Below are 26,435 nucleotides of genomic sequence, written 5' to 3' on the forward strand. Positions count from 1 at the left end.
CAGGTGGCACATTATAGCGATTTGGTCTGCTATTCGTAGCCGTTTTTCCTGCGCACTTACGGCTAATTCGGGCCAAAAAGCCTTTAATTTCATGTGTCGGCTGCATAGAATGCGGCCCTCTTTCAACACGATGGCCACTGGCTGGGGTGAGACTGGCGGATGATGAACAATCCACAGGTAATTGTCGCGCTGAACAAGATCAGCAAAAAATACGATGGCAAGGTGATCCTGAGTGACCTTGACCTTGAAATCTATGACGGTGAATTTCTTACCCTGCTGGGCCCCTCCGGCTGTGGCAAGACCACCCTGCTGCGCCTGCTGGCCGGGCTAGAATCGGTCGACGGTGGCACCATCCATCTGGCCGGTGACGAGATCACCCATATCCCCGCCGAACACAGGCACATCAACACCGTGTTCCAGAGCTATGCGCTCTTCCCTCATATGACGGTGTTTGAAAACGTCGCCTTTGGCCTCGAGATGCAGAAAGTGCCTGCCAGCGAGATCCGCCAGCGGGTCGAGGAGACTCTCGCCATGGTACAGCTCACCGAGTTGGCCAATCGCCGCCCGGATCAGCTCTCCGGCGGTCAGCAGCAACGGGTCGCCATCGCCCGCGCCGTGGTCAACAAGCCCCGCCTGCTGCTGCTCGACGAATCCCTCTCGGCACTCGACTACAAGCTGCGCAAGCAGATGCAGAGCGAGCTCAAGGCGCTGCAGCGTCGCCTTGGTATCACCTTTGTCTTCGTCACCCATGATCAGGAAGAGGCGCTCACCATGTCTGATCGCATCCTGGTGATGGAGGGCGGCAAGATCATCCAGCGCGGCACCCCGCGCGATATCTACGAATCGCCAGCCAATCTGTTCGTGGCCCGCTTTATCGGCGAGATCAACGTGATGGATGGCAAGCTGATCAGCCAGCGCGAGCCCGGTATCTGGCAGGCGGAGGTAGAGGGGCGCGAATGCCTGCTCCATACCACCTTACCGTTCCAGCCTGACGAGAAGGTACTGGTGCTGCTGCGTCCGGAAGATCTGCGCATTCTCGATCAGGATGACGATCAGAGCAGTGCGCTGCGGGGCAATATCCGCGAGCGCAACTACAAGGGGGCGACGCTGGATTCGGTGATCGAGCTCGAAAGTGGCAAACAGCTGCTTATATCCGAGTTCTTCGACGAGGATGACCCCGATTTTGACTACCGTCTGGGTCAGGAGGTGGCGATCCACTGGGTCGACAGCTGGGAGGTGGTGCTGCCCTATGAGCCTCACTAATCTGCGGGTAGCGCACAGCTTTGCCCACAACGGCTTTCGCAATACGGCTATCGCGCTGATCCTCGGCTGGCTGACGCTGTTTGTCTTCCTGCCCAACCTGATGATCATCGGCGTCAGCTTCCTGACCCGTGACGAGTCCGAGCTTATCGCGCCGCTCTTTACCCTGAGCAACTATGGCCGCCTGCTGGACCCGCTCTATTTCGAGGTGCTGCTCCACTCCCTCTGGCTGGCGCTGCTCGCTACAAGCATCTGCTTGCTGGTGGGCTACCCCTTTGCCTGGCTGTTGGCCCATCTGCCAGCGCGTGTCCGCCCGCTGCTGCTGTTTCTGGTGGTGGTGCCGTTTTGGACCAACTCCCTCATTCGTACCTATGCGCTGAAAGTGCTGCTCGGCACCCGGGGGCTGATCAATGGCTGGCTGCTGGATCTGGGGCTTATCGAGCGGCCGCTGCAGATGATGTACACCGAGGTGGCCGTCATCATTGGGCTGGTCTATGTGCTGCTCCCCTTTATGGTGCTGCCGCTCTACTCCAGCATCGAGAAGCTGGATGGCCGTTTGCTGGAGGCGGCGCGAGATCTTGGCGCCAACGGCTGGCAGCGGCTGGTGCGGATCATCCTGCCCCTCACCCTGCCCGGCATCATCGCCGGTTGTCTGCTGGTGTTCCTGCCCGCCATGGGGATGTTCTACGTCTCCGACTTGCTGGGAGGCGCCAAGCACCTGCTGATAGGCAACCTGATCAAGACCCAGTTCCTCAACAGCCGTGACTGGCCCTTTGGTGCTGCCATCAGCGTGATGCTGACGGTGCTGATGGCGCTCTTGGTCTACTGCTACTGGCGGGCAGGCAAGCTGCTCAGCAAGAAGGGGGAGCTGGCATGATGCGCGCACTGAAAGCTCTGTTCTTGCTGCTGGTGTTTGGCTATCTCTATGTACCCATCGGGGTGCTGATCGCCAACTCCTTCAACCTGTCGAAATATGGCATCGACTGGCGCGGCTTTACCCTGGGCTGGTATGAGAAGCTGTTTGCCAGCGCCAGCCTGATGCAGGCGGCCCAGCACTCCCTGACCATCGCCGCCCTCACCGCTACCGCAGCCACCCTGATCGGCACCCTCACCGCCGTAGCGCTGTTTCGCTACCGCTTTCGCGGCAAACAGTACGTGAGCGGCATGCTGTTCGTGGTGATGATGTCCCCCGATATCGTCATGGCCATCTCCCTGCTGACCCTGTTTGTGGTGACCGGCATTGCGCTGGGCTTCTGGTCGCTTCTGATCGCCCACATCACCTTCTGCCTGCCGTTCGTGGTGATCACCGTCTACTCGCGGCTGTGCGGTTTTGATGTGCGGATGCTGGAGGCTGCACGGGATCTGGGGGCTGGCGAGTGGATCATCCTGCGCCGCATCATACTGCCGCTGGCCCTGCCGGCGGTGATGGCGGGCTGGCTGCTCTCCTTTACCCTGTCGCTGGACGATGTGGTGGTGAGCTCCTTTGTGACCGGCCCGGCCTACGAGATCCTGCCGCTCAAGATCTACTCCATGGTCAAGGTGGGGGTCTCTCCCGAGGTCAATGCCCTGGCCACCCTGATGCTGGTCGCCTCCCTCGGGATGGTGCTGCTGGCACAACTGTTACTGCGTAAACGGCAGGGTTGACCCTGCCCGTTTCGTCCCCGCCATCTTTGGCGAACTCTGTCACGGTGGGCCGCAAGGCCCCATAACCCCAAGGAGTTGTTGATGACAATCCAACACAAGGCCGGCGCCCTGCTGGCAGCCGCCCTCACCCTCACCACCCCGCTGCTGAGCCAGAGCGCTCACGCGGCCGATGACAAGGTGGTCTACTTCTACAACTGGTCGGAATATGTGCCGGACGGCCTGCTGGAGCAGTTCCAGCAAGAGACCGGTATCAAGGTGATCTACTCCACCTACGAATCCAACGAGACCCTCTACGCCAAGCTGAAAACCCATGGCGACGGCTATGACGTGGTGGTGCCCAGCACCTATTTCATCTCGAAAATGGCCAAAGAGGGGATGCTGCAGCCGCTGGATCGCGCCCAGCTGCCCAACTTCAAGCACCTCGACCCTACCCTGCTCAACCACGAGTACGACCCGGACAACCGCTACTCCATCCCCTATATCTGGGGTGCGACCGGCATCGGCACCAACACCGACATCATCGAGCAGCCGGTCACCAGCTGGAAGCAGCTCTGGGCACCGGAGTGGAAAGAGAGCCTGCTGCTGATGGACGACGCCCGCGAGGTGTTCCATATCGCGCTGGTGCAGCTGGGCTACAGCCCCAACACCCAGGACAAGGCGCAAATTGCCGAAGCGTTCGAATACCTGAAAAAGCTGATGCCCAACGTCAAGGCGTTCAACTCCGACAACCCGGCCGACCCCTTTATCGCCGGAGAGGTCAATATCGGCATGCTGTGGAACGGCTCGGCCTATGGCGCCCAGCGCGAATACCCCTCTATCCAGATGACCTACCCCGAAGAAGGCGCCGTGCTCTGGATGGACAACCTCGCCATCCCGGCCAAGGCCAAGCATGTGAAGGAGGCACACGCTCTGATCAACTTCCTGATGCGCCCCGATGTGGCCGCCAAGGTGGCCGAGGCAATTGGCTACCCCACCCCGGTCAAGGATGCCATTCCCCTGCTCACCCCGGCGTTTCGCAACAACCCCATGGTCTTCCCGAGCGACGAGATCAAGCGCAAGGGCGAGTTCCAGTCCGATGTGGGGGACGCCTCCCGCCTCTACGAGCAATACTTCCTGCAGCTGAAAGCCATGGTGGCCAAGGCCGGTTAAGTCGGTGGTTAATCAGCCCTGACGGGATTAATGGATAAAGGGGGCAATATTTGCCCCCTTCTCTTTTTATCCACCAGCACGGTTTCTCGGCGCAATAGTCTTTAACACCGAGAGGCACGGGGAACCTCGATTCAAGGCAACATATATGAACAGCAACCGTCCTCTCAAACAGCCAGCTTCAAAGCCGATTTGAAGGGGGGTATGGTGATGATTGTGGTAAATATGGCCATCTTGATCAGATTCAGAGTTGCCCCATTGTGGGAGTACGGGAAAAATAAACGAGTTTATAAGCAATGGCTGTACAGTATTATCGAAACCGCGAACGTCCGATTACACTTCGCTAATCGAACATACGACCCTGTATCATCGCTATGATTCATGGGTTCTAAGGTGTATCTCGCCCAATTTAAGATATGTAAAGCAAGGTATAGTAGACAGTCGAGTCCAATTGATGGTATTATTTATTACCATTACCCATCCAATCACCATTATATTACAGAGTAAATATGAGTGTTGAAAGATTAGTCTTATCTAGTGAGGGACAAGAATTTTTATTATCAATATCGCCCGACTGGCCTATGATAATGATTACGGGATTAATAGGTATAGGTAGTATATTTACGTCTATAGCAGTAGGTCGTATAAGTAAACAAAATCAACAATCACAAAATTTAGCTAAAAAGGCAGAACTGCGACAAGCTTGGATAACAGAGTTGAGAGAACATATTTCTCAGTTCGTAAGTCTAGCCTCAACAATCAGAGTGAGGCGCAATATCGACAATCAGTTTTCATCTAGTGAGGCGTTTTATGAGTATCACTCACAGTTAATTACATCAAGAACTAGAATACACCTAATGCTAGATGCCAATAAAGAATATACTGAAATCATTAAATCCCTTATTCATGATCTTTATAATGAAGCTGTTATGAAAGATGGCGTTGCAAAAAATGTCGGGGCATACCGAAAAGCGCTTGAAGAACAGTCTCAAAAAATTTTAGAAAAAGCATGGTCAGATATTAAGTCAGAACTAACATAATATGCATCAAGCAGAACAGTGATCTACTCATTTAAAAAACATTGTATTTAAAAGAGTATTAATATCAAAAGTTTTTATTTTAACCATGAAGCTAATGGCCTTGAACGATAGGCTTCAGGTATGACGAGTAACAAGGCGGCCAAAGCCGATTAATTCTGCGCTTTTTCATTACTCCTCAGGGGTGTAGATTGGTTGGGGGGCAAGCGTTCCCCCTCTCTTTTTTCATGACTGCCCGTGGTGCTCCGCGAAGCAATTTTTCGCCGATATTGCGGGTGGCCTGAGCCAATCAGGAGTATTCATGTCCGATCTGACCCTCTATTTCGCTCCCGGCACCTGTGCCATGGCCGTGCAGATTGCCCTGCTGGAAGCAAATGCCCCGTTCCAACCCCGTCTCGTCAACCTCGCCGCAGGGGAGCAGCGTGACCCCGCATATCTTGCCATCAACCCCAAAGGGCGGGTGCCTGCCCTTGTCACCGAGCAGGGCACCCTGACCGAGACCCCGGCCCTGCTGCTCTATGTGGCGCAGCGCTTCCCCGATGCCAAACTGGCGCCGCTGGATAACCCGTTCCTGCTGGCCCGCATGCAGGAGGTCAACAGCTTCCTCGCCTCCACCGTGCATGTCTCCCATGCCCACGGTCGCCGTGGCAGCCGCTGGGCCGATGACGAGCAGGCCATTGCCGCCATGCAACAGAAAGTCGCCAGCAATATGCGCGATGGCTTTGCCCAGATTGAGCAGCACTATCTGGCAGGCCCCTGGGTGCTGGGCGAGCAGTTCAGCGTGGCGGATATCTATCTGTTCGTGGTCGCGGGCTGGCTGAAAAGCGATGGGGTCGAGATCAGTGAATTCCCCAAGGTTGCCGAGCATTATCAGCGCATGCTGAGCCGTCCGGCGGTCGCCAAGGCACTGGCCAACTAACCATAAAATCAATAGCTCGATAAATAACAAGGGTGTCAGGGCTCTGCTGACACCCTTCCAGCCTCCTCCCCTGCACTTCTTCTCCCGCCTTTGAGATCGTTTTCACATTTCCGTGGTTTTGCCGTGGCCCTTCCCCGGTAAAAAGCCTATCTTTGCGCCATGACGCAACCGGTTGCGTAACCGGTTGCCTAGCGGTTCACAGATTGACGGGCCAAGGCCTGATGAGGTGCTGTATGAAACGAGGCGTACTGCTCAATGCTCCCCTGAGTGCTCTGGTGGCACAGATGGGTCACACCGACGAGATCACCGTCTGCGATGCAGGCTTGCCCATTCCGGCAGGGCCGGAGCGGATCGATCTGGCGTTGATGGCGGGCACCCCCAGCCTCGAAACCGTGCTGACCGCCCTGCTCACCGATCTGGTGGTGGAGAAAGCGATCATGGCAAGCGAGATCAAGCAGATCAGCCCGGCCGCCCATCAGGCTCTGGTCGATCAGCTTGAGGCTCACGCAGCCGCCCAGGGCAAGCCCATCGCCATCGAATACTGCCTGCATGAGGAGTTCAAAACCCGCTCCCGCCAGAGCAAGGCGATCGTACGCAGCGGCGAGGTGACTCCCTACGCCAACCTGATCCTCTGCGCCGGTGTGGCGTTCTGACATTCTTCAAAGAAGGCCTCTTCAAGGAAGCTGCAAATGAGCACAACCTCCCCCCTCTCACCCATTCTGGAGCTGACCGGGATCGTCAAGACCTTCCCCGGTGTACGCGCCCTCGACGAAGCGGGTCTGCGGGTCTATCCGGGCCAGGTGATGGCCCTGCTCGGTGAAAATGGCGCCGGCAAATCCACCCTGATGAAGGTGCTGACCGGCATCTATCAGGCCGATGCGGGCAGCGTCAGCTACCGCGGCCAGCCGGTCCACTTCAAGGGCCCCCGAGACTCTCAGGATCAGGGGATCAGCATCATCCACCAGGAGCTGAACCTGCTGCCGGAGTTGTCGATTGCCGCCAACATCTTCCTCGGTCGCGAACCGCGCACCCGTTTTGGCAGCATCGACCACAAACAACTGCGCGAGCGGGCAAGCGGCCTGCTGGCACGACTTGGCGTCAAACACGGGCCGGATACCCGACTCGGGGATCTCTCCATCGGCGAACAGCAGATGGTGGAGATTGCCAAGGCGCTGTCGTTCGATGCCAGCGTCATCATCATGGATGAACCCACCGATGCGTTGACCGATACCGAAACAGAGCAGCTGTTCAAGGTTATCCGCGAGCTGCGTGAGCAAGGTTGCGGCATCGTCTATATCTCCCACCGTCTCAAGGAAATCTTCGAGATCTGCGATCGGGTCACTGTGCTGCGCGATGGCAAGTGGATCGGCGAGAAGGCGGTGAGCGATCTGGATGAAGACAAGATCATCGAGATGATGGTGGGTCGGCGGCTGGAAGAGCAGTACCCGCGCCTTGAGCGCGAGCTCGGCCCCGTCAGCCTGCAGGTGAAAGATCTGGCCGGTCCCGGCGTGCGCGGGGTGAGCTTCTCCCTGCGTCAGGGGGAAATTCTGGGCTTTAGCGGCCTGATGGGCTCCGGCCGCACCGAGCTGATGAAGCTGATCTACGGCGCCAGCCCCATCAGTGCCGGTGAAGTGCAAGTTGACGGTCATGCTCTGGTGCCCAAAAGCCCGGCAGATGGTCTGGCCGCAGGCATCGCCTATATCTCTGAAGATCGCAAGGGCGATGGGCTGGTGCTGGAGCTGTCGGTGCGCGAAAACATGAGCCTGTGCGCCCTCGACGAGTTCATCAGCAACGGCAAGATTGACGGCAAGGCCGAACGGCAGGCGGTGAGCGACTATGTGCGCCTGTTCAACATCAAGACCCCGAGTCAGGATCAGCTGATAAAGCTGCTATCCGGCGGCAACCAGCAGAAAGTAGCCATCGCCAAGGGGCTGCTGACCCGGCCCAAGGTGCTGATCCTCGACGAGCCGACCCGCGGCGTCGACGTGGGGGCGAAGAAGGAAATTTATCAGCTGATCAACCAGTTCAAGAAGGAGGGGATGAGCATCATTCTGGTCTCCTCCGAAATGCCGGAAGTGCTCGGCATGAGCGATCGCATCATGGTGATGCACGAAGGGCGCATCAGCGCAGAGTTCAACACCCGCGATGCCAATCAGGAGAAGCTGATGGCGGCGGCAGTCGGTAAACAGTGGCAAGCAGAGCAAGAGGCATCCCAATGACAACCCAAACCTTTTCCCGCCGTGGCGTTATGAGCAAGGCGTGGTGGATCGAGAACAAATCCCTGGTCGCCCTGCTGGTCCTGATTGGTGTGGTCTCCTTTCTGAGCCCCAACTTCTTCACCGCCGACAACCTGCTCAACATCCTGCGCCAGACCTCGGTCAACGCCATCATGGCGGTCGGTATGACGCTGGTTATCCTTACCGCCGGTATCGATCTGTCGGTCGGCTCTGTGCTCGCCCTGTGCGGCGCGCTGGCCGCCACCATGGTCGCCATGGAGCTGCCGATCTGGCTGGTGGTGCCCCTCACTCTGGGTGCCGGTGCCCTGCTGGGCGGCGTCAGCGGCCTCATCATTGCCAAGGGCAAGGTGCAGGCATTTATCGCCACCCTGGTCACCATGACCGCCCTGCGCGGCATCACCATGGTCTATACCGAGGGGCGCCCCATCTCCACCGGTTTCAGTGACGGCGCCGATCACTTCGCCTGGCTCGGTACCGGTTACCTGTTCGGTCTGCCGGTGCCCATCTGGCTGATGGCCATCGTCTTCCTGCTCGCCTGGTTCATGCTCAACCACACCCGTCTCGGTCGCTACATCTACGCGCTGGGCGGTAACGAGTCTGCCACCCGCCTCTCCGGTATCAATGTGGATCGGGTGAAGCTGGCGGTGTATGGTCTGTGCGGCGCGCTCTCGGCACTGGCAGGGCTTATCGTTACCTCTCGCCTCTCCTCTGCCCAGCCGACGGCGGGCATGGGTTACGAGCTGGATGCCATCGCCGCAGTGGTGCTGGGTGGTACCAGCCTGATGGGCGGCAAGGGCCGCATCATGGGCACCCTGATTGGTGCGCTGATCATCGGCTTCCTGAACAACGCCCTCAACCTGCTCGATGTCAGCTCCTATTACCAGATGATCGCCAAGGCCAGCGTGATCTTGCTTGCCGTGATGGTCGACAACAAAAGTACCCGATAACAACGTAAAACACGCCACACACAAGGAATGAAATGATGAAAAAGCTCAATACCCTGCTCGCTGCCGCCATCATGTCCGTGCTGGGCACCGCCCAGGCTGCTGACCATACCCTGGCGATGGTAGTCTCCACCCTCAACAACCCCTTCTTCGTCACCATGAAAGAGGGCGCCGAAGCCAAAGCCAAGGAGCTTGGCTACGAGCTGGTGGTGCTGGACTCCCAGAATGACCCGGCCAAAGAGCTCTCCAACATGGAAGATCTCACCGTGCGCAAGGTCGGCGCCATCCTGATCAACCCCACCGACTCCGAAGCAGTCGGCAACGCTATCCGTCTGGCCAACCGCGCCAGCATTCCGGTACTGACCCTGGACCGCGGCGCTGCGCAGGGTGAGGTCAAGGCCCACATTGCCTCCGACAACGTGGCGGGCGGTAAGCTGGCCGGTGACTTCATCACCGAAAAACTGGGCACAGGTGCCAAGGTGATCCAGCTAGAAGGGATTGCCGGTACCTCCGCCGCCCGCGACCGTGGTGAAGGTTTTGCCTTGGCCGTGGCGGCCAACAAGCTGCAGGTACTGGCTTCCCAGCCTGCCGACTTTGACCGCACCAAGGGTCTGAACGTCATGGAAAACCTGCTGGCCGCCCATCCGACCGTACAGGCAGTGTTCGCCCAAAACGACGAGATGGCGCTGGGTGCCATCCGCGCGGTACAAGCTGCCGGTAAAGAGGTGATGATCGTCGGCTTCGACGGCACTGACGATGGCAAAGCCGCCGTAGCCAAGGGTAAACTGGCCGCCACCGTGGCCCAGCAACCTGCCCTGATCGGTGCCATCGGCGTCGAGACTGCCGACAAGGTGCTGAAAGGTCAGCCAGTCGAGAAATCCATTCCGGTACCGCTGCAAGTGGTCAGCAAGTAAGTTCTCGAGGGGAGGTTCGCCTCCCCTTTTCCCTCTCGTTCAGGTGCCTCCCGGCTTGGGCTCACTCCATCACAGTGTTCAAGCCAAGATGCATCAGGAGTAGTCAACATGAATCGTCTCGTCGTTCTGGGCAGTGTCAATGCAGACCATGTGCTGCGCGTTCCCCACTTTCCTCGCCCGGGTGAAACCCTGACCGGCCACAGCTATCAGGTAGTCCCGGGTGGCAAGGGGGCTAATCAGGCAGTCGCTGCCGCCCGCCTTGGCGCCCCCGTCTCCTTTATCGCCCGCATTGGTGATGACGCCATCGGCCACCAGATGAAGAGCGGCTTTGCCAAAGATGGCATCGACGTCAGCGCCGTCGAACTCGATCCCAAGCTCCCGACCGGTATCGCCATCATCTATGTGAGCGATGAGGGGGAGAACAGCATCGGCATCTCCGCCGAAGCCAACGGTGCCATCACCCCTGCCGTGGTGAAAAACCACGAAGCGATGATCGCCGACGCCCACACCCTACTGTTGCAGCTGGAAGTGCCGCTGGAAAGCGTTCATGAGGCTGCACGGCTGGCTCGCGCCCACGGCACCCGGGTGGTGCTCAACCCCGCCCCTGCCCGTCCGCTCTCCGCTGAGCTGTTGGCGCTGGTGGACCTTATCACCCCCAACCAGACAGAGGCCGAGCTGTTGACCGGCGTGAAAGTCACCGACGAAGCGAGTGCCCGCGAGGCGGCCGCCCGCTTCCACCAGATGGGCATTGCGGATGTGATGATCACCCTGGGGTCGCAGGGGGTCTATTGCAGCAACGCCCAGCAGCAACAGCTGATACCGGGCTTTCGGGTCAAGGCGGTGGATACCACAGCCGCAGGCGATACCTTCAACGGCGCCCTGCTGGCGGCGGAACTGGCCGGTGCCGATTTCCACAGAGCGGTGCGCTTTGCCCACGGGGCGGCGGCACTCTCCGTCACCCGCTTCGGCGCCCAGAGCTCCATCCCGAGCAAGCAGGAGGTCGACGCCTTCCTGCTTGAGCAGACTGCGCAGGGGAACTGATGGCCAATATCAAGGAGGTGGCGGCGAGGGCCCAGGTCTCCACCACCACCGTCTCCCATGTCATCAACGAGACCCGTTTCGTGGCCGAGGAGACCCGCGAACGGGTCTTTGCGGCCATGCGTGATCTCAACTATGCCCCGAGTCTGGTGGCCCGCAGCCTTAAGGTGAAGGAGACCAACAGTATCGGCATGCTGGTCACCACCTCCAGCAACCCCTTCTTTGCCGAGGTAGTGCGCGGGGTGGAGCGTTACTGCTTCGAGCAGGGCTACAACCTGATGCTGGGCAACACAGAAGGTCAGGCGGAAACCGCCCTCTCCTACCTCAAGATGATGCTGCGCAAGCGGGTCGATGGCCTGCTGATCATGTGTAGCGAAGGACAGCAAGAGGTGTTCAACCAGCTCGACTGGCTCAAGAGCCTGCCGGTGGTGGTGATGGATTGGGGTCTAGTCAGCGAGGATGTAGACCTTATCGCCGACAACTCCTTCCACGGCGGTTATCTGGCGACCCGCCATCTGATTGAGCTGGGCCACACCGCCATCGGTTGCATCACAGGCCCCCACAGCCGCGCCCCCGCCAACCAGCGCCAAGCTGGCTTTGAACAGGCGTTGCAGGAGGCAGGCCTCACGATCAATCAAGAGTGGATCCAGGAAGGGGATTTTGACTGCGCCAGCGGCCATCAGGCGATGACCCGTCTGCTGGCATTGCCCGAGCGGCCCACCGCCCTCTTTGTCTGCAACGACATGATGGCAATGGGAGCCATCAGTGCCGCCCATCAGGCGGGGCTGGTGATCCCGCGGGATATCTCCATCGTCGGCTATGACAATGTGGCGCTGGCCGAATTTATGTCGCCGCCGCTCACCACCGTCAATCAGCCCAAAGAGGAGCTGGGGCGCCTCGCCGTCACCCGCCTGCTGGCGCGGATCAACGGCGAAGCGGTGGAGAATCACCTGATCACCGTCGACCCGGACCTGGTGATCAGGCAATCCTGCGCCCCTCGCACCTGACGTTCAGGGGCAATAAACGAAACAAGGCGACCCCGAGGTCGCCTTGTGTCATTTTGTCTCTTGCCAGTGCAATACCGCTTTTTGCCCTCAGGCCAGCGACCGGGTCTCCCTGGCTGCCAGCACTTGCAGTGGCACCAGCCCCAATCGTCTGGCCAGAGGTTGCAATAACCCACCATCTTCATCACCCTGCGGCAGCCAGTAGCGGACAGGCCAGCCGGCTGCCAGCTGCGCCGAGGTGGTGCTGCCAATCTCTCTGAGCGCCAGAGTGCAACCCTGCTGGCGCAATCCCGCCAGCAAGGCACCATCCGGCTGCAGCGTCGGTACCAGCAACACCAGCGGCGTACGGGAAGCCTCCGGCAAATAGGCCTGTAGATGGGTCAGCTGGGCCTGATTGTCGAGCGGGACCAGCAGTGCCCGGCCATCGGCATACTGCGCCTCGTGCGCTTGCAGCACACGGGCCAATACGGGCCCAAGCACACCGCACTCCTGCAGCCAGCGCATGTGGCAAGGCACTCCCTGCTCACGCCACTCAAGCGCCAATTGCCACATCTCGTTGCCCTGTCCGTCCGTCAGCGCCTGCAATGCCACTCGCAGCGGCGCTGGCTCGCGCCCCGCCAACCACTCTCGCAGCTGATGAAGCTGCTGCTGACTCAACTGCAACTGCTGCAGCATGGCGGGCTCAAACCAGCGGATCGCCCCCTCCTGGCTACGCTTGGCCTGGTTGAGGGCCAGGATGGCCTGATCCAGCAACCGGGCGGCATCCTGTTGCTGCGCCTTGGCGACCCCGAGCCGACAGGCCAGATCGAAGCTGCACTCCCGGGTCACGAACTCGAAATGGAGCAGATCCACCAGCTCATGAATGGCGGTTTCCAGCGCATCATTCGCCTTGGTCAGCACCACGGCAAATTCATCTCCGCCGAGCCGGTAAGCGTGGCTGCCATGGGCCTGCTGCAGCTTGTTGGCCACCATCTGCAACAACCGATCACCGACCTGATAACCCAGCAGATCATTGACCTGCTTGAAGCGCTTGAGATCGAGCACCACCAAAGCGCTCACCTCGCCAGCATGCAGATCGCGAGAGAGCTGCTCCTGCAGGGCACGGCGGTTGCCAAGCTGGGTCAGGGGATCGAGCAAGGCAAGCCGGCGGTTCGCCAGATTGGCGCGAATGAGGGCAGCGACCAGAGCGCCACCGGTCAGTAGCAGGATCAGTTGCCAGATCTGCAGCCAGAACAGGCTGTTGCGGATTTGGCTGACCGAATGCTCCCGCTCCTGGCCGGAGAGGATCTGATCCCCTATCTGTTCGATGAGACGGGTCTGGCTGGCGATCGCCTCCTGCAAGCGGGCAAGCTCAGCCCCCTCGCGCAGCGCACCGGCCTCCATCTGGGGTTCGAGCTGCTTGATCTGCTCGAACAGGGTGGCCAGCACCTTGCCGAGCCCGTGCCGCTGGCGCATCTCGGCGGTTTCACTGCTGATGAGGAAGATGTCGAGCCGGTTCCACAGCAGATCGTAATCGAGGCTCAGGGTCTCCATCGTCACTCTGCCAGCCCGATAGAGCTGCAGCTCGTAGAGGAAACGCTGGGATTCGAGCATCACCTGGCTGATGTTCCAGTGAACATTGCGGTAGAAAGTATCGACCAGCTGCTCCTGCCGATGCTGCAGATAGAGGCTGCTGCCCGACGAGAGCAGAAACAGCAGCGACACCGCAACCAACAGCAGTTTGTGGCGGGACAGCCCCATCAATCGACGATCTCGATGCGGGTCACCTGCCACACCATGCAGTTATGAATGGCAGGCACGTCCAGCTTGGGATAGGTGGTGAACGGGATGAGCAGCCAGAGCGGCCCTTTGTTTCGCCGGGTCAGCGGTTTGCCGTCCTCCTGACGCACCAGGGTCAGCGGCACGCCGTCGAACAGGGCCAGATCCACCACCTGCTGATAGCCGTTGAGGGCCGAGACGGCGATCTTGCGAGCATCCGGGATCCCTTGCGCCGCCAGCACGGCTGACAGGGTCGGCCCGCGATAGTGGTGGGCGCCCTGAGTCCAGGGGGTAGTGGTGGTGAATTCGGTCTGTGGCAAGGCGGAGAGAGCCGCCTCATCGAGGTTCACCTGCTGGCCATCTGGCAGTATCAGGGTCATCAGGGGGATGGAGGCCGATGCACTGGCACTGGCCAGCACCAGGAGAAAAAAAGCGATCCATTGCTTGACTGCGGTCATGGTAATTTGCGCCAACTGCGTCCCATTTTTTAAATGGTTGCCAGTGTGGCGATTTCACCGAACCATTGCAACTGCCCGATCGCACACTAGCTCAGGGACCGCGCATCTCCATCCAGTTGTGCCCCTCGACTTGCCTCGGTTGATGAATGCCGCACGCCTCCAGCAACTCATCGACATAGGCGGGCACCAGCAGGGAGGCTGGGCCATAGCGTTTTTCGTCAAACTGGCTACCCACCTCGCTCGGCTCGAGATTGAGCTCGATGGTGTGCGCCCCGTTCAATCCCGCTTCGTGCACGAAACCGGCGGCCGGATAGACGGCGCCCGAGGTGCCGATGGAGATAAAGAGATCGCACTGGGCCAGCGCACTATAGATGCGATCCAGCCCGAGCGGCATTTCGCCAAACCAGACCACATGGGGGCGCATCGGCTGGGGGAACTGGCAGCAGGAGCAGAGCTCGTCCTGATGGAGATCACCGCGCCACTCGATCACCTGACCGGACTCGGGGCAGCGGGCCTTGAGCAGCTCGCCGTGCATATGGATAAGGTTCTTGCTGCCAGCGCTCTCGTGCAGATTGTCGATGTTCTGGGTGACCAAGGTGACCGTGCCGGGCAGCAGTCGCTCGAGGCGGGCCAGCGCATAGTGGGCCGGATTAGGATGGACCTGGGGCTGTTGCAGCTGTTTGCGGCGGGAGTTGTAAAAGCGCAGCACCAGTTCGGGATCCCGGGCATACCCCTCGGGGGTCGCCACATCCTCGACCTTGTGCTCTTCCCACAAACCATCGCAGGCACGAAAAGTCTTGATGCCGGATTCGGCAGAGATCCCCGCGCCGGTCAGGATCACGATATGTTTATATGACTGCGCCATAAGCTGCTCCGTCTATCCCCGCACAATAAATGTGACCTTAGCACAGGGAAAAAAGTGTCACTATTCGCCCTTGGTCTTAAGCGGCGCCGCTGGCGGTGCGGGTAACCAGGCATCCAGTACCGACAGATCCAGCCTGACAAAGACCATCTCCCGTCCGGTCACCAGGGTCAGCGGCAAGCCAAGGCGCTTGAGCAGGGTCAGCATGGGCCGGTTCTGGGCCAGCACTTCCGCCGTCCACTCCCGGATCCCGTCCGCCCTGGCAAGCAGTGCCAGCGCCAGTAGAATCCGTCGCCCCGCCCCCTTGTGCTGAAAGTGATCCGCCACGATGCAAGAAAACTCCGCCATATCGGGATGAAGGCGGCGGCGGATTGATTGCGCCTGAGCCAGCGGCTCACCGGCCAGATCGGTCAGTAGCAGCGAGATCTGTTGTTCGGGATGGTAATTGAGAAATTGGGTCACCTGTTCCGGTGGCGGCGTCCGTTTCGGGCGCATAAAGCGCAGATAGATGCTCTCTTCACTCAATGCATCGTAAGCGGCCAGCATGCGGGCAGGCGCCACACCATGCAGCTCGCGCAGCAGGCAAGGCCCCCCGGAGACCTGCATCGCCAGTGGCAGCGCGGCCCGGGAAAGCGGATGGGGCCAGCCCTCCAGCCCTTTGCCGAGGCGCTCCCGGTGCATGGGCCAGCAGAGGTAGCGCGGCATGGCTTACCAGCGCCCCGTCATACCGCGCTCTCGCCACACCTCGACGTCGAGCAGGTTGTAAGGATCATCCAGATAGACAGCGATCCCCAGCTCTCGAACCCGTGCCATAAAGCGTCCCAGCAGGGAGTCACCGGTCAAGGACTCCATCTCCGGCAAGATCCCCTGCCCCAGCAGCAAGGCTTGCAGCGGCAAACGCTCCAGCAGATCGAATGGCAGATGCTGGCTGTTATCGAGCAGCAGCGCCAGCTTGCTCCCCGCCAGACTGGCTTGCAGCACCAGCGCGAAGCGATCGGCATTGCCGAGCAGGTGGTCACGACGGTGGATCAGCAGGGTCAGTTCGGCTGGGGTGCGCGACTGCTCCGTCAGCCAATCCTTGAGCGCCTCCCAGCGGCTGGGCAAACCCGTTACCGCTAGCCAGACCGGATGAGGGGTCGCGGGACTGGAGAGCAGCCCAAGCTGACCCTGCACCTCCCCCTGCCACCGGCGGATGGAGCGGCGCTGGCCGCTCAAGCGCTGCTGACGCAGCGGGCCCAGATAGAGTCGACGCAGCAACCTGAACAGCTCGTCGCAATCAAGCGGCTTGGCCAGCGCCGCCAGAATATTGAAACCGGCATCGTGCAGCAGGCGGCGTGCACCGTCGATCAGCGTCTGCTCATGGGCCGAAAGCAGCACAATGGGCAGCCCGGCCTCCTGCAACTGGGGCTGGTTCATCAGCAGACTGATGGCATCTTGCTCCACCAGACTGAGATCGCACACCAGCAGGCTGATGTCGCCCGCCGACAATGCCGCAAGGCAGGCCGATTCATCCTGTACCCACTGACAGGAGAGCCCCAACCCGGCGATGGTCTGTTGCAGTTGCATCCCCTGAAACGGGTGATCCTCGAGCAGCAGCACCTTGTTAGCGGCCAGCCAGTTGCACCAGTTACGGTAACTGGCGGCAAGCCCCCCCAGCCAATCCTCGCCGATAGCGTAGATCCCCTCATGCTGCTGCAACTGGGGGAAGTAGTCCGCCTGCTGATGAGCGGCGGGGTCGTAAAGGGCAATCGCACCTGCCGCAAACAACCCTTCCCACTGCCAGCAGGCATCCGGTCGGGTACGGTGCAGCGTGACATAGGAGGGCAATGTCATGGTGCTGGCCAACTCATGGGCGGTGCAGTCGAGGGCATAAAGCACAATGGGGCAAAATCCTGCCGCCTCATGCTCTTCCGAATCGAGCAACGCCAGTAATTCTTCATCAGTGATGATCATCTTGAGCCCTCTTTGAAAACTGCTGGCTGAACTCATCCAGTGCCCGGTTCAATCTGGCTTGCAGCATCGGATGGGGCGCCTGTTGCCACTCTTCAATGACCGCCACCAACGCAGTCGCCCCTACCATTCTGGCGGCCCCCTTCAACTTGTGTAAAGCAGCATTCACGCCAACTTCATCTTCTTCTGTGCTGCAGCGCTCAAGTTCGGCCAAATCATCACGGGTAGCCTTCAGATAAAGGGCGGCCAGTTCATCGGTCAGCAGCGAGGCAACCGGTGTCGGGGCGACAGCATTGCTCCCCTCTTTGGCAATATGGCGCAGCAAGGTCGCCAGCTCCTTGAGGGCGACCGGCTTGTCCAGATGGCCATCGCAACCGCAGGATTGCAGCTCCCTTGCCGCCTGCTCACTGAGATCTGCGGTGATCACATAGACCGGCAGACAGGCCCAACGGGCGGATTGGCGCAATTGCCTGCACAGCTCGGCCCCGTTCATCACCGGCATCTGCAGATCGGTCAGCACAAAATCCACCTCCTGCTGCGCCAGCATCTCCAGCGCCAGCTGCCCGTTGGCGGCAGTGATAACGCTGGCACCAAGTTGCCCCAGTTGCAGGCTGATCAGCTCGCGATTGACATCGTGATCTTCAACCAGCAGCACCCGCATGCCGAGCCCGGGCTGGGTGCCAGCGACCGGTTGATCCGGGGTCAGCCGTGGCTGCAGCAGGGTGATGATGGTCCCGGGCACCCAGGACTCCCCTTGCCAGGCCCAATAGTAGAGCCCCTTCTCGTCCACCTCCGCTTGCAGCGTATCAACGGCGTTGCTGACGGTGGCGATCCCCAAGCGGCTGAGCCAGGGCGAGAGCGCTTGCGCCTCATCGTGGGGTAAAGAGAGTGCCAGCTGCCGCACATTGGGCTGCCAGTCCGGCTCCTGCTGCACCCGCTTCAGCGGCAACTCGCAATAAAAGCGGCTACCGCCACCGACACGCCCCTCGACATCGATAAGCCCCCCCATCTGCTCGACCAGCTGCTTGCAGATCGCCAGACCAAGACCGGTGCCCGGCGCCCGCAGCTGCCCTTCAACGGCAAACTGCTCGAACGGCATAAAGAGCGTGGTACGCATCTTGGCGGTGATCCCCGGTCCCTGATCATCCACACCAAAGCGCAAGGTCGATGCGACCACCTCGGCCCACAGCACCACTTCTCCACGCAGGCTGAACTTGATGGCATTGGAGAGCAGGTTGTGGAGCACTTGCCGTACCCGGTGAGGGTCGAGGGTCTGCAGGGCTGGCAGAGCCGGGTCCAACGTAAGGCGCAGTTGCAATCCCTTGGCCCGCGCCTTGGTCCAGTGCACCGCCGCCACGTGCTCACACAACTCGGCAAAATCGGTGGGTTGCGGCGAGAGGGAGAGTTTGCTGTTTTCGTTGCGGCTAAAGTCGAGCACATCGTTGAGCAGGCCGAGCAGCTCATCCCCCGCCTGACGCACCCGCGCCAGCGCAGAGTCTTGCTTTCTGGACAAAGGGGTGCTGGCCAGCCACTCCAGCAAGCCGAGCATGGCGTTCATCGGCGTGCGGATCTCGTGGCTGATGGCGGCCAAAAAGCGCCCCTTGGCCAGAACTGCCTGTTGCGCCTGCTCATGGGAGTGCTGCAATGCTTGATCCTGCTCGACCCGGGCAGTGGCATCCTGCATCACCGCATAAATTCGCCACCCCTGCGGTTGACTGCGGCCACGGCCATAGAGCTGCAACCAGCGCAGACCCTTGGTCGGATGGTAATAGCGCATGGTGAACGCGAAGGGTTTGCCAGCCTGCAACATGGCGAACATCTCACGGCTTACCCGACGACGATCCTCGCGCTCCAGCATAATGAGCACCCGTTTGGGCTCACGACGGATCTGCTGACTCGCCAGCCCCAGCAGCTCGTAACAGCCCCGGCTGATAAACTCGATCCCCCCTACCCGTCCCCGCTCGAACATAAACTGCAGCACCACACCAGGAACGGTATTGGTCAGGGCACGCAGGCGGCGCTCTGCCTGACGCAGAAAACGGGCCTGCTCACGCAGCACACTGATATCCGACAGGGCGATAAGATCGGTGGCAGGTGCCTGCTTGTCCAGCCGCAGCGGATGCTGGGCATAGGCGAAGACCTGATCCCCCAGCACCAGCTCCCCTTCACTCTTCTGAGGCTGCACCGGCGGCAACATCAACTGCTGCGAATAGCGCAGGGCCAGACGTCGCCCCTGTTTATTGGATTTGATCACCTTGCCCTGACTATTACGTAGATAGACGGGCACCGGCAACGCCTGAAACATGGTTTCTCGCAGCTCGCTCTCGATGGCCAGCGCCTTCTCGGCGGCGTGACGCTGGGCCACTTCCCTCGCCAGTTGCTGGCGGGAGCGCCAGATCCCGCCGATGACAATGCCGCTGATCAGCAGTGCCATGGCAATGGAGCCAAACCAGGCGGCGTAGCTCACGCCGGGCTGCTGCACAACGAGCAAGCGGCGCCAGCGCTGGTTAAGTTCGTCAATCTGGGTGCTGGTCAGCGCCATCAGGTTGCGATCCATCACCCCAGCCAGTTCGGTCTGACTCTTGTTGATGGCAAAGCCAAGGCTGAAGCGATCTTCCAGCTCCTCGATATCGAGCCCTTCCAGCAAGTTGGTACGCTGGGGATATTGCAGCTGATATAGCTCGCTCAGCATAGCGTCAGCCTTGCCCTGTTTGATCGCGGCAAGCCCCTGCTCGAGGCCGTCGGTGCGAACCCACTCCTGATCACCGAGCAGGGCGAGCAAGGAGGGATCGTAGAGGGATTCCGGCACCAGAATACGCTGCCGCTTGAGTTGGGTAATGCGATCGGCAGCCAGCTTGCGCTTGCTGATCAAGGCAAACCGGTTGGTGGAGATCGTCCGGCTGAAAATGAACTGATCCGTCAATGCCGGGGATTCCGGCAAGCCGGCCATCATATCCGCCTCACCACGGCGCAGCTTTTCTACGGCCTCCGCCTTGCTGGCGGCAGACACCAGCTTGTATTTCAGGCCTGTCTCCTGGGTGACCCAGCGCAGCACATCCGCGCTCCACCCTTTCGCCTCCCCCAGATCATTGACGCCGCTATAGGGCATCAACTCGGGATTGACCACCAGGCGAATGGTGCGACCGCGGCCGGATAACCAGGCCTGTTCGGTATCGCTGAAGTGGGGCTGGTTGACATATAGCGACCCCTGATCGAGATAGCGAGCAAGATCGGTATAGATAGTACCGGCGGGCATATGACGGATCAGGGTGTCCACCAGATTGGCCAACTCAGGCTGATCACGCATCATCAGGCGATAGCTGATGATCCGATCCTCACCAAACAGGCGCCGCAGACGCAACCCATCAGCCGGAAACTCGCGCATCAGATAGCGCAGTTGCAGATAGTCCCCCAGATAGGCATCACCCTTGCCACTTTGCAGCGCGTCGTAGACCTTCTCTCCGCTTTTTAGGGAAATAATGCGTGCCTGGGGATAGAGCTCGTGCAGCAGGCGGGCAGAGTCTGCCACCGAGTAGACCAGAAAGCGGGCCTGTTTGAGATTTTCACCCTTGTAGAGGATGGCGGCATCGGTCTCCATCATCGGACGGCTTAACCGCATACCCTCCACGGCCTTCTTGCGGGTTCCAACATAGGGAATGATGTCGCAGTCACCCTCTGCGAGCCCGTTGCGCAATGTCTGCCAATCGGGCAACTCTTTGAGCACAAGCGGAATCGGGAACAGCTCCTGCAACCGGGCGAGACGATCCTTGAGCAGACCCCCCTCGGCCATCAGGTATGGTGGAGGAAGCGTCGCAGGATAGCAGAGCGAAAGCTGACTCAGTGAATTTACATAAGCTTGGGTCGCCGGCGCCAACGGCAGCACTGTGGTCTGCAAAGGCTTGGCGTGCAATGGCAGTGCCAGTACGGCACCCAGAAGAAAAACGGGGAATTTGGTCATCTGAAAACAAAAGCCAGGCATCTGCCTGGCTTTTTATCACTCGTTGGGTTCAACATTTTCTACCCTAGCCTTGAGCTTCTGGCCAGGCCGGAAGGTCACCACGCGGCGGGCGCTGATAGGAATATCCTCGCCCGTCTTGGGGTTGCGTCCGGGACGCTGATTCTTCTCACGAAGGTCAAAGTTACCGAAGCCTGAAATCTTGACTTGTTCACCACGCTCAAGCGCCTGTCGGATTTCCTCAAAGAAGGCTTCCACCATATCTTTGGCTTCACGCTTGCTCATCCCGAGCTGGGTGAACAGGTGCTCTGCAATGTCGGCTTTGGTAAGCGCCATAGATCAATCCCTCAAGGATGCATTCAACTCTTCACCAAGGGCCCGCACGACATTGTCTACGGTCTCGGCAATCTCTTTCTCCTCCAGGGTGCGCTGGGTGTCTTGCAATACAAGACTGATGGCCAGGCTCTTCTTGTCCTCTGCCATACCAGCACCCTGGTATACGTCAAACAAGTTTATTCCAACTACCTGATTTCCGCCAACTTTTTTAATTACCGCAAGCACATCACCTGCCAGAACCTGACGATCGACCACGACGGCGATGTCGCGACGGTTCGCCGGGAACTTGGAAACTTCGGCTGCCACAGGCACCTTGGCCGGGGTCAGCTTGTCCAGCTCCAGCTCAAACATCACCGCGCGGCTCTTGAGGCCCAGCTTCTTCTCGAGGCTCGGGTGGATCACACCGATGTGGCCGATGATCTCGCCATTACGCAGGATGGCTGCGCTCTGGCCCGGGTGCAGGGCGCTGTGCTCGGTGCGCTCGAAGGTAAAGGTGGCCCCTTCGGCGGTCAAGTCCAGCACCGCTTCCAGATCCCCTTTCAAATCAAAGAAGTCGGCTGCGCGGGTTTTGATGTCCCAGTGCTCGTCGCTCTGGTTGCCAGTGATGATACCGGCCAACATCGGCTCCTGACGGATGCCGTTCTCGGCGCTTTCATCCTTGATGAAACGCAGACCCTGTTCAAACAGACGCACGCGCGGCTGCTGACGGTTCTGGTTGTAAACAACAGCTTGCACCAGACCCGGGAACAGAGACACACGCATGGCGGACATCTCGACCGAGATCGGGTTCGGCAGCACGATGGCATCGCTCTGCGGGAACAGGGTTTGCTGGGTCTTGGGATCGACGAAGCTGTAGGTGATCGCTTCCTGGAAGCCGCGGTCAACCAGCAGGTCGCGCACACGCTTCAGGGTCACCTGCCCTTCTGCCTGCTCCACCATCGCCAAGGAGGCAGCGGGTTTCAGGTTCGGGATGTTGTTGTAGCCGTAGATGCGAGCCACTTCCTCGATGAGGTCTTCCTCGATGGCGATATCGAAACGCCAGGAGGGTGCCAGCGCAGTCCAACCGTCAGCATCCACAGTGACTTGCATGCCGAGGCGAGTCAGGATCTCGACCACCTGAGCATCCGCCACGCTGATACCGATCACCTTGTCGAGCTTGCTGCGACGCAGTTTGATGGGTGCCGCTTTCGGCAGATGGGCATCGGATTTGACCTCGATGACCGGACCCGCTTCACCGCCGCAGATATCCAGCAGCAGACGGGTGGCTCTGTCCATCACCTTGGCTTGCAGCTCCGGATCAACCCCACGCTCGAAGCGATGGGAGGAGTCGGTGTGCAGACCGTAAGCACGGGCACGACCGGTGATGGAGAGCGGCGCGAAGAAGGCGCACTCCAGCAGGATGTCGGTGGTGGTCTCGGATACACCGGTGCGGTTGCCGCCGAAGATACCGGCCATGCAGGCAGGACCTTTGGCATCGGCAATCACCAGGGTGGTCTCTTTGAGCTTCACTTCGTTGCCGTCGAGCAGGGTCATCGGCTCGTCAGCGTGGGCGCGACGTACCACCAGTTCCCCTTCCAGGGTAGCCAGATCGAAGGCGTGCATCGGCTGACCGTATTCCAGCAGCAGATAGTTGGTGATGTCGACGATGGCGTCGATGGAGCGAATGCCGCCACGGCGCAGCTTCTCTTGCATCCAGAGCGGGCTCTGGGCCTGCAGGTTCAGCCCCTTGATGACGCGCCCCAGATAACGGGGGCAATCGGCGGTTGCTTCAACCCGGATCGGGAAAGTTGCATCAATGGTGGCAACGGCTGGTGTCCAGGTCGGCTCGACCACGTCGACGCTGTTGAGCACACCAATTTCACGAGCCAGACCGGCGATACCGAGGCAATCGGCACGGTTCGGAGTCAGATCCACATCGATGGAGACGTCGTTCAGATTGAGGTAGTCGCGAATATCGGTACCGATGGGGGCATCGGCCGGCAGCTCGATGATGCCATCTGCTTCAACGTCGATACCCAGCTCACTGAACGAGCAGAGCATGCCGTGAGACGGCTGGCCACGCAGCTTGGCTTTCTTGATGGTGAAATCACCCGGCAGGGTCGCCCCTACTTTGGCCACACATACTTTCAAGCCCTGACGGCAGTTCGGCGCGCCACAGACGATGTCCAGCAGCTCGGCTTCACCCACGTTGACCTTGGTCACCCGCAGCTTGTCGGCGTCAGGATGCTGGGCGCACTCGACCACTTCACCCACAACCACATTGTTGAACTGGCCGGCAACCGCTTCCACGGCGTCCACTTCCAGACCGGCCATGGTGATCTGCTCGGCCAGTGCATTGTCACTCAACTCGGTGCGGACCCACTCCATCACCCAGGATTTACTGAATTTCATGTTCTCTCGCCCTTACTTGAACTGCTTGAGGAAGCGCAGGTCGTTTTCGAAGAAGGCACGCAGGTCGTTGACCCCGTAACGCAGCATGGTCAGGCGCTCAACGCCCATGCCGAAGGCAAAGCCGGAGTATTTTTCCGGATCGATACCGACCGAACGCAGTACGTTCGGGTGCACCATGCCGCAGCCCAGCACTTCAAGCCACTTGCCGTTCTTACCCATCACGTCGACTTCGGCACTCGGCTCGGTGAACGGGAAATAGGAAGGACGGAAGCGAATGGTCAGGTCTTCCTCGAAGTAGTTGCGCAGGAAGTCGTGCAGAATGCCCTTCAGCTCGGTAAAGCTGGCATGCTCGTCAACCAGCAGACCTTCAACCTGATGGAACATCGGGGTGTGGGTCATGTCGTAGTCGTTACGATAGACGCGGCCCGGTGCAATGATGCGGATCGGCGGCTGCTGCTGCTGCATGGTGCGGATCTGCACACCGGAGGTGTGGGTACGCAGCATCAGATCAGGATTGAAGTAGAAGGTATCGTGATCGGTACGCGCCGGGTGATGAGCCGGAATATTCAGCGCATCGAAGTTGTGGAAGCCATCTTCAATCTCGGGACCACGGGCCACCTTGAAGCCCATCTCACCAAACAGGCGCTCGATGCGCTCTATGGTGCGGGTTACCGGGTGCAGACCGCCATTCTCGATGCGGCGGCCCGGCAGGCTGACGTCGATGGTCTCGGCAGCCAGCTTCTGGTTCAGCACGGCGACTTCGAGTGCTTCACGACGCTCGTTCAGCGCATCCTGAACCTGCTGTTTGGCCTGGTTGATCACGGCGCCCGCGGCTGGACGCTCTTCGGCAGACAAGGCACCCAGGCCCTTCATCTGCTCGGTAAAAAAGCCCTTTTTACCCAGATATTTGACCCGGATTTCGTCGAGGGTAGCGATATCGCTCACGCCCTCAATTTCGGCTCTGGCTTGGCCGACTACTTCTTCAAGCTGTTGCATGTCTTCCTCGTCACCACTCCCGGTACAGGAGCCTTTAGGCTAAATAAGGTCAAGAGGGGAATAATACAAAAAAAGCCCCTTCGCTGACCATAGTTAAGGTGGGCTTTTCTCCCTACAAATCATTTTGTTATATCAAGCGAGTCTCATCGACTAACCGCCGCTCCTTAAATATTAGAACAAACATCTAGTTTGTTGGCATACAAGTCATTTGTAAAACAGGCCATCTCGCACATATCGCTTTGTATGTCGAGAAATCTATAACTCGTGCAAAAAGCGAACAAGACGTGGATGAGAGAAAGGAAATAGTGATGCAAAAACAGAGGGTTATAGATACAAAAAAGGAGGCCTGAGCCTCCTTTTAGCGTTTATAACAGAACTGGATTAAACCAGAGCTGCTTTAGCTTTTTCAACCAGGGCGGTGAAAGCCATTTTGTCGTGAACGGCGATATCGGACAGGATCTTGCGATCGATCTCGATAGAAGCCTTCTTCAGACCGTTGATCAGACGGCTGTAGGACAGACCGTTCTGACGGGCTGCAGCGTTGATACGCGCAATCCACAGCTGACGGAACTGACGCTTTTTCTGGCGACGGTCACGGTAGGCATACTGACCAGCTTTGGTTACCGCTTGTACCGCTACGCGGTAAACACGGGAACGGGCGCCGTAGTAACCTTTGGCGGCTTTCATTACTTTCTTGTGACGAGCTCGAGCAGTCACACCACGTTTAACTCTTGGCATTTTTCACATCCCCCCTTATGCGTACGGCAGACAAGCGACAACACGTTTGTGGTCGGCAGCAGAAACCATGAATTTCGGCCCCAGCTGACGCTTACGCTTGCTGCTCTTCTTGGTCAGGATGTGACGCAGGTGGTTGTGCTTGCACTTGAAGCGACCCGAGCCAGTCTTTTTGAAGCGCTTTGCAGCACCCCGGTTGGTTTTCATCTTCGGCATTTCATACTCCGCATTGTGAGTGACAACAAAATCGCAAGGCGAACCAACTCATGGGGCTTGCCCCATGAGTCAATTTCTTGTGGGCCTTAAGATTTCTTCTTAGGTGCGAGGACCATCACAGCTTGACGGCCTTCGACTTTCGGGAACGACTCGACTACGGCCAACTCTTCCAGATCGTTCTTGACGCGCTCCAGAACCTTGATACCAAGATCCTGGTGGGCCATTTCACGACCACGGAAGCGCAGGGTGACCTTAGCCTTGTCCCCGTCTTCCAGAAAGCGAACCAGGTTGCGTAGTTTTACCTGATAGTCGCCTTCGTCAGTGCCAGGACGGAATTTGATTTCCTTGACCTGGACGACTTTCTGCTTTTTCTTCTGTTCTTTGGTTGTTTTGCTCTTTTCGTAGAGGAATTTGCCGTAATCCATGATCCGGCAAACGGGCGGCTCAGCATTTGGACTGATCTCTACCAGATCAACTCCGGCCTCTGCGGCCAAGTTCAGAGCATCCTGAATGGAGGTGATGCCAATGGCTTCACCATCCAGACCAGTCAGACGAACTTCTTTCAGACGGATCTCTTCATTGATCCGGTGAGCGCGGGCTTGCGGTTGCTTGCCCAGTTTTTTTCCGCCTTTTAT

General features: G+C 59.2%; 24 protein-coding genes. 12 read left to right on the forward strand and 12 right to left on the reverse strand.

From position 1 onward, the window contains the following. The first annotated feature begins 159 nt into the window (after positions 1-159). The 12 genes from potA (at position 160) to ACTG27_RS06250 (ending at position 12,146) form a co-directional block, all read left to right on the forward strand. Positions 160-1,263 (forward strand): spermidine/putrescine ABC transporter ATP-binding protein PotA, encoded by a 1,104-nt coding sequence (potA, locus tag ACTG27_RS06195; protein ID WP_139408172.1) that lies wholly within the window; start codon positions 160-162, stop codon positions 1,261-1,263. Then, positions 1,250-2,137 (forward strand): spermidine/putrescine ABC transporter permease PotB, encoded by an 888-nt coding sequence (gene potB, locus ACTG27_RS06200; RefSeq protein WP_429051763.1) that lies wholly within the window; start codon positions 1,250-1,252, stop codon positions 2,135-2,137. The genes potA and potB overlap by 14 nt, the downstream gene beginning before the upstream one ends. Then, the gene (potC, locus tag ACTG27_RS06205; RefSeq protein WP_005336644.1) at positions 2,134-2,904 is read left to right on the forward strand and encodes a spermidine/putrescine ABC transporter permease PotC; all 771 of its coding nucleotides are present in this window, start codon (positions 2,134-2,136) and stop codon (positions 2,902-2,904) included. The genes potB and potC overlap by 4 nt, the downstream gene beginning before the upstream one ends. 81 nt (positions 2,905-2,985) lie before the next feature. Further along, positions 2,986-4,053, forward strand: a complete 1,068-nt coding sequence (locus tag ACTG27_RS06210; protein WP_005345409.1) for an extracellular solute-binding protein — start codon at positions 2,986-2,988, stop codon at positions 4,051-4,053. A gap of 506 nt (positions 4,054-4,559) precedes the next feature. Beyond that, positions 4,560-5,090 carry a hypothetical protein gene (locus ACTG27_RS06215; RefSeq protein WP_005351942.1) on the forward strand — a complete coding sequence of 177 codons (531 nt, stop codon included), beginning with the start codon at positions 4,560-4,562 and terminating at the stop codon, positions 5,088-5,090. A gap of 298 nt (positions 5,091-5,388) precedes the next feature. Continuing rightward, positions 5,389-6,006, forward strand: coding sequence for a glutathione S-transferase family protein (locus ACTG27_RS06220; RefSeq protein WP_139473318.1), 618 nt, complete (start codon positions 5,389-5,391; stop codon positions 6,004-6,006). 233 nt (positions 6,007-6,239) lie between these two features. Beyond that, positions 6,240-6,659 (forward strand): D-ribose pyranase, encoded by a 420-nt coding sequence (gene rbsD / locus ACTG27_RS06225; RefSeq protein ID WP_103252053.1) that lies wholly within the window; start codon positions 6,240-6,242, stop codon positions 6,657-6,659. A gap of 36 nt (positions 6,660-6,695) precedes the next feature. Beyond that, positions 6,696-8,225: a ribose ABC transporter ATP-binding protein RbsA gene (gene rbsA / locus ACTG27_RS06230; protein WP_139730691.1), complete on the forward strand. Its 1,530-nt coding sequence runs from the start codon at positions 6,696-6,698 to the stop codon at positions 8,223-8,225. Beyond that, the gene (gene rbsC, locus ACTG27_RS06235; RefSeq protein WP_439979315.1) at positions 8,222-9,190 is read left to right on the forward strand and encodes a ribose ABC transporter permease; all 969 of its coding nucleotides are present in this window, start codon (positions 8,222-8,224) and stop codon (positions 9,188-9,190) included. Before rbsA ends, rbsC begins: the two co-directional genes overlap by 4 nt. Before the next feature lie 35 nt (positions 9,191-9,225). Continuing rightward, positions 9,226-10,101: a ribose ABC transporter substrate-binding protein RbsB gene (rbsB, locus tag ACTG27_RS06240; RefSeq protein ID WP_216951598.1), complete on the forward strand. Its 876-nt coding sequence runs from the start codon at positions 9,226-9,228 to the stop codon at positions 10,099-10,101. Between the two features lie 108 nt (positions 10,102-10,209). Then, positions 10,210-11,142 (forward strand): ribokinase, encoded by a 933-nt coding sequence (gene rbsK, locus ACTG27_RS06245; RefSeq protein ID WP_439979316.1) that lies wholly within the window; start codon positions 10,210-10,212, stop codon positions 11,140-11,142. Next, entirely contained in the window at positions 11,142-12,146 is a 1,005-nt protein-coding gene (locus ACTG27_RS06250; RefSeq protein WP_216977663.1) for a substrate-binding domain-containing protein, read from the forward strand. The genes rbsK and ACTG27_RS06250 overlap by 1 nt, the downstream gene beginning before the upstream one ends. 87 nt (positions 12,147-12,233) lie before the next feature. Here the strand turns inward: ACTG27_RS06250 and ACTG27_RS06255 are convergent, their stop codons facing one another. The 12 genes from ACTG27_RS06255 to infC form a co-directional block, all read right to left on the reverse strand. After that, complete coding sequence (locus tag ACTG27_RS06255; protein ID WP_421243784.1) at positions 12,234-13,883, reverse strand: GGDEF domain-containing protein; 1,650 nt, start codon at positions 13,881-13,883, stop codon at positions 12,234-12,236. Continuing rightward, positions 13,883-14,359: a hypothetical protein gene (locus ACTG27_RS06260; protein WP_043820367.1), complete on the reverse strand. Its 477-nt coding sequence runs from the start codon at positions 14,357-14,359 to the stop codon at positions 13,883-13,885. The genes ACTG27_RS06255 and ACTG27_RS06260 overlap by 1 nt, the downstream gene beginning before the upstream one ends. A gap of 91 nt (positions 14,360-14,450) precedes the next feature. Further along, positions 14,451-15,224 carry a Sir2 family NAD+-dependent deacetylase gene (gene cobB / locus ACTG27_RS06265; RefSeq protein WP_005351956.1) on the reverse strand — a complete coding sequence of 258 codons (774 nt, stop codon included), beginning with the start codon at positions 15,222-15,224 and terminating at the stop codon, positions 14,451-14,453. A 60-nt stretch (positions 15,225-15,284) separates the two neighbouring features. After that, entirely contained in the window at positions 15,285-15,926 is a 642-nt protein-coding gene (locus ACTG27_RS06270; protein ID WP_439979317.1) for a GNAT family N-acetyltransferase, read from the reverse strand. 3 nt (positions 15,927-15,929) lie between these two features. Beyond that, positions 15,930-17,174, reverse strand: coding sequence for a response regulator (locus ACTG27_RS06275; protein ID WP_439979318.1), 1,245 nt, complete (start codon positions 17,172-17,174; stop codon positions 15,930-15,932). Next, entirely contained in the window at positions 17,161-21,150 is a 3,990-nt protein-coding gene (locus ACTG27_RS06280) for a response regulator (RefSeq protein ID WP_439979319.1), read from the reverse strand. The genes ACTG27_RS06275 and ACTG27_RS06280 overlap by 14 nt, the downstream gene beginning before the upstream one ends. A gap of 15 nt (positions 21,151-21,165) precedes the next feature. Next, positions 21,166-21,462, reverse strand: coding sequence for an integration host factor subunit alpha (gene ihfA, locus ACTG27_RS06285; RefSeq protein WP_005300715.1), 297 nt, complete (start codon positions 21,460-21,462; stop codon positions 21,166-21,168). 3 nt (positions 21,463-21,465) lie between these two features. Then, positions 21,466-23,853 carry a phenylalanine--tRNA ligase subunit beta gene (pheT, locus tag ACTG27_RS06290; protein ID WP_439979320.1) on the reverse strand — a complete coding sequence of 796 codons (2,388 nt, stop codon included), beginning with the start codon at positions 23,851-23,853 and terminating at the stop codon, positions 21,466-21,468. A 12-nt stretch (positions 23,854-23,865) separates the two neighbouring features. After that, a complete protein-coding gene (pheS, locus tag ACTG27_RS06295) occupies positions 23,866-24,849 on the reverse strand; it encodes a phenylalanine--tRNA ligase subunit alpha (protein WP_005351972.1) in 984 nt (327 codons plus the stop codon). Positions 24,850-25,230: 381 nt separating this feature from the next. Next, positions 25,231-25,587 (reverse strand): 50S ribosomal protein L20, encoded by a 357-nt coding sequence (gene rplT, locus ACTG27_RS06300; protein WP_005336687.1) that lies wholly within the window; start codon positions 25,585-25,587, stop codon positions 25,231-25,233. A 15-nt stretch (positions 25,588-25,602) separates the two neighbouring features. Continuing rightward, positions 25,603-25,800, reverse strand: coding sequence for a 50S ribosomal protein L35 (gene rpmI, locus ACTG27_RS06305; RefSeq protein WP_005336688.1), 198 nt, complete (start codon positions 25,798-25,800; stop codon positions 25,603-25,605). A gap of 86 nt (positions 25,801-25,886) precedes the next feature. Then, positions 25,887-26,435 carry a translation initiation factor IF-3 gene (infC, locus tag ACTG27_RS06310; RefSeq protein ID WP_026034907.1) on the reverse strand — a complete coding sequence of 183 codons (549 nt, stop codon included), beginning with the start codon at positions 26,433-26,435 and terminating at the stop codon, positions 25,887-25,889.

The organism is Aeromonas sp. 97A, from assembly GCF_051919185.1.
In the GTDB taxonomy this organism is placed as follows: domain Bacteria; phylum Pseudomonadota; class Gammaproteobacteria; order Enterobacterales; family Aeromonadaceae; genus Aeromonas; species Aeromonas veronii.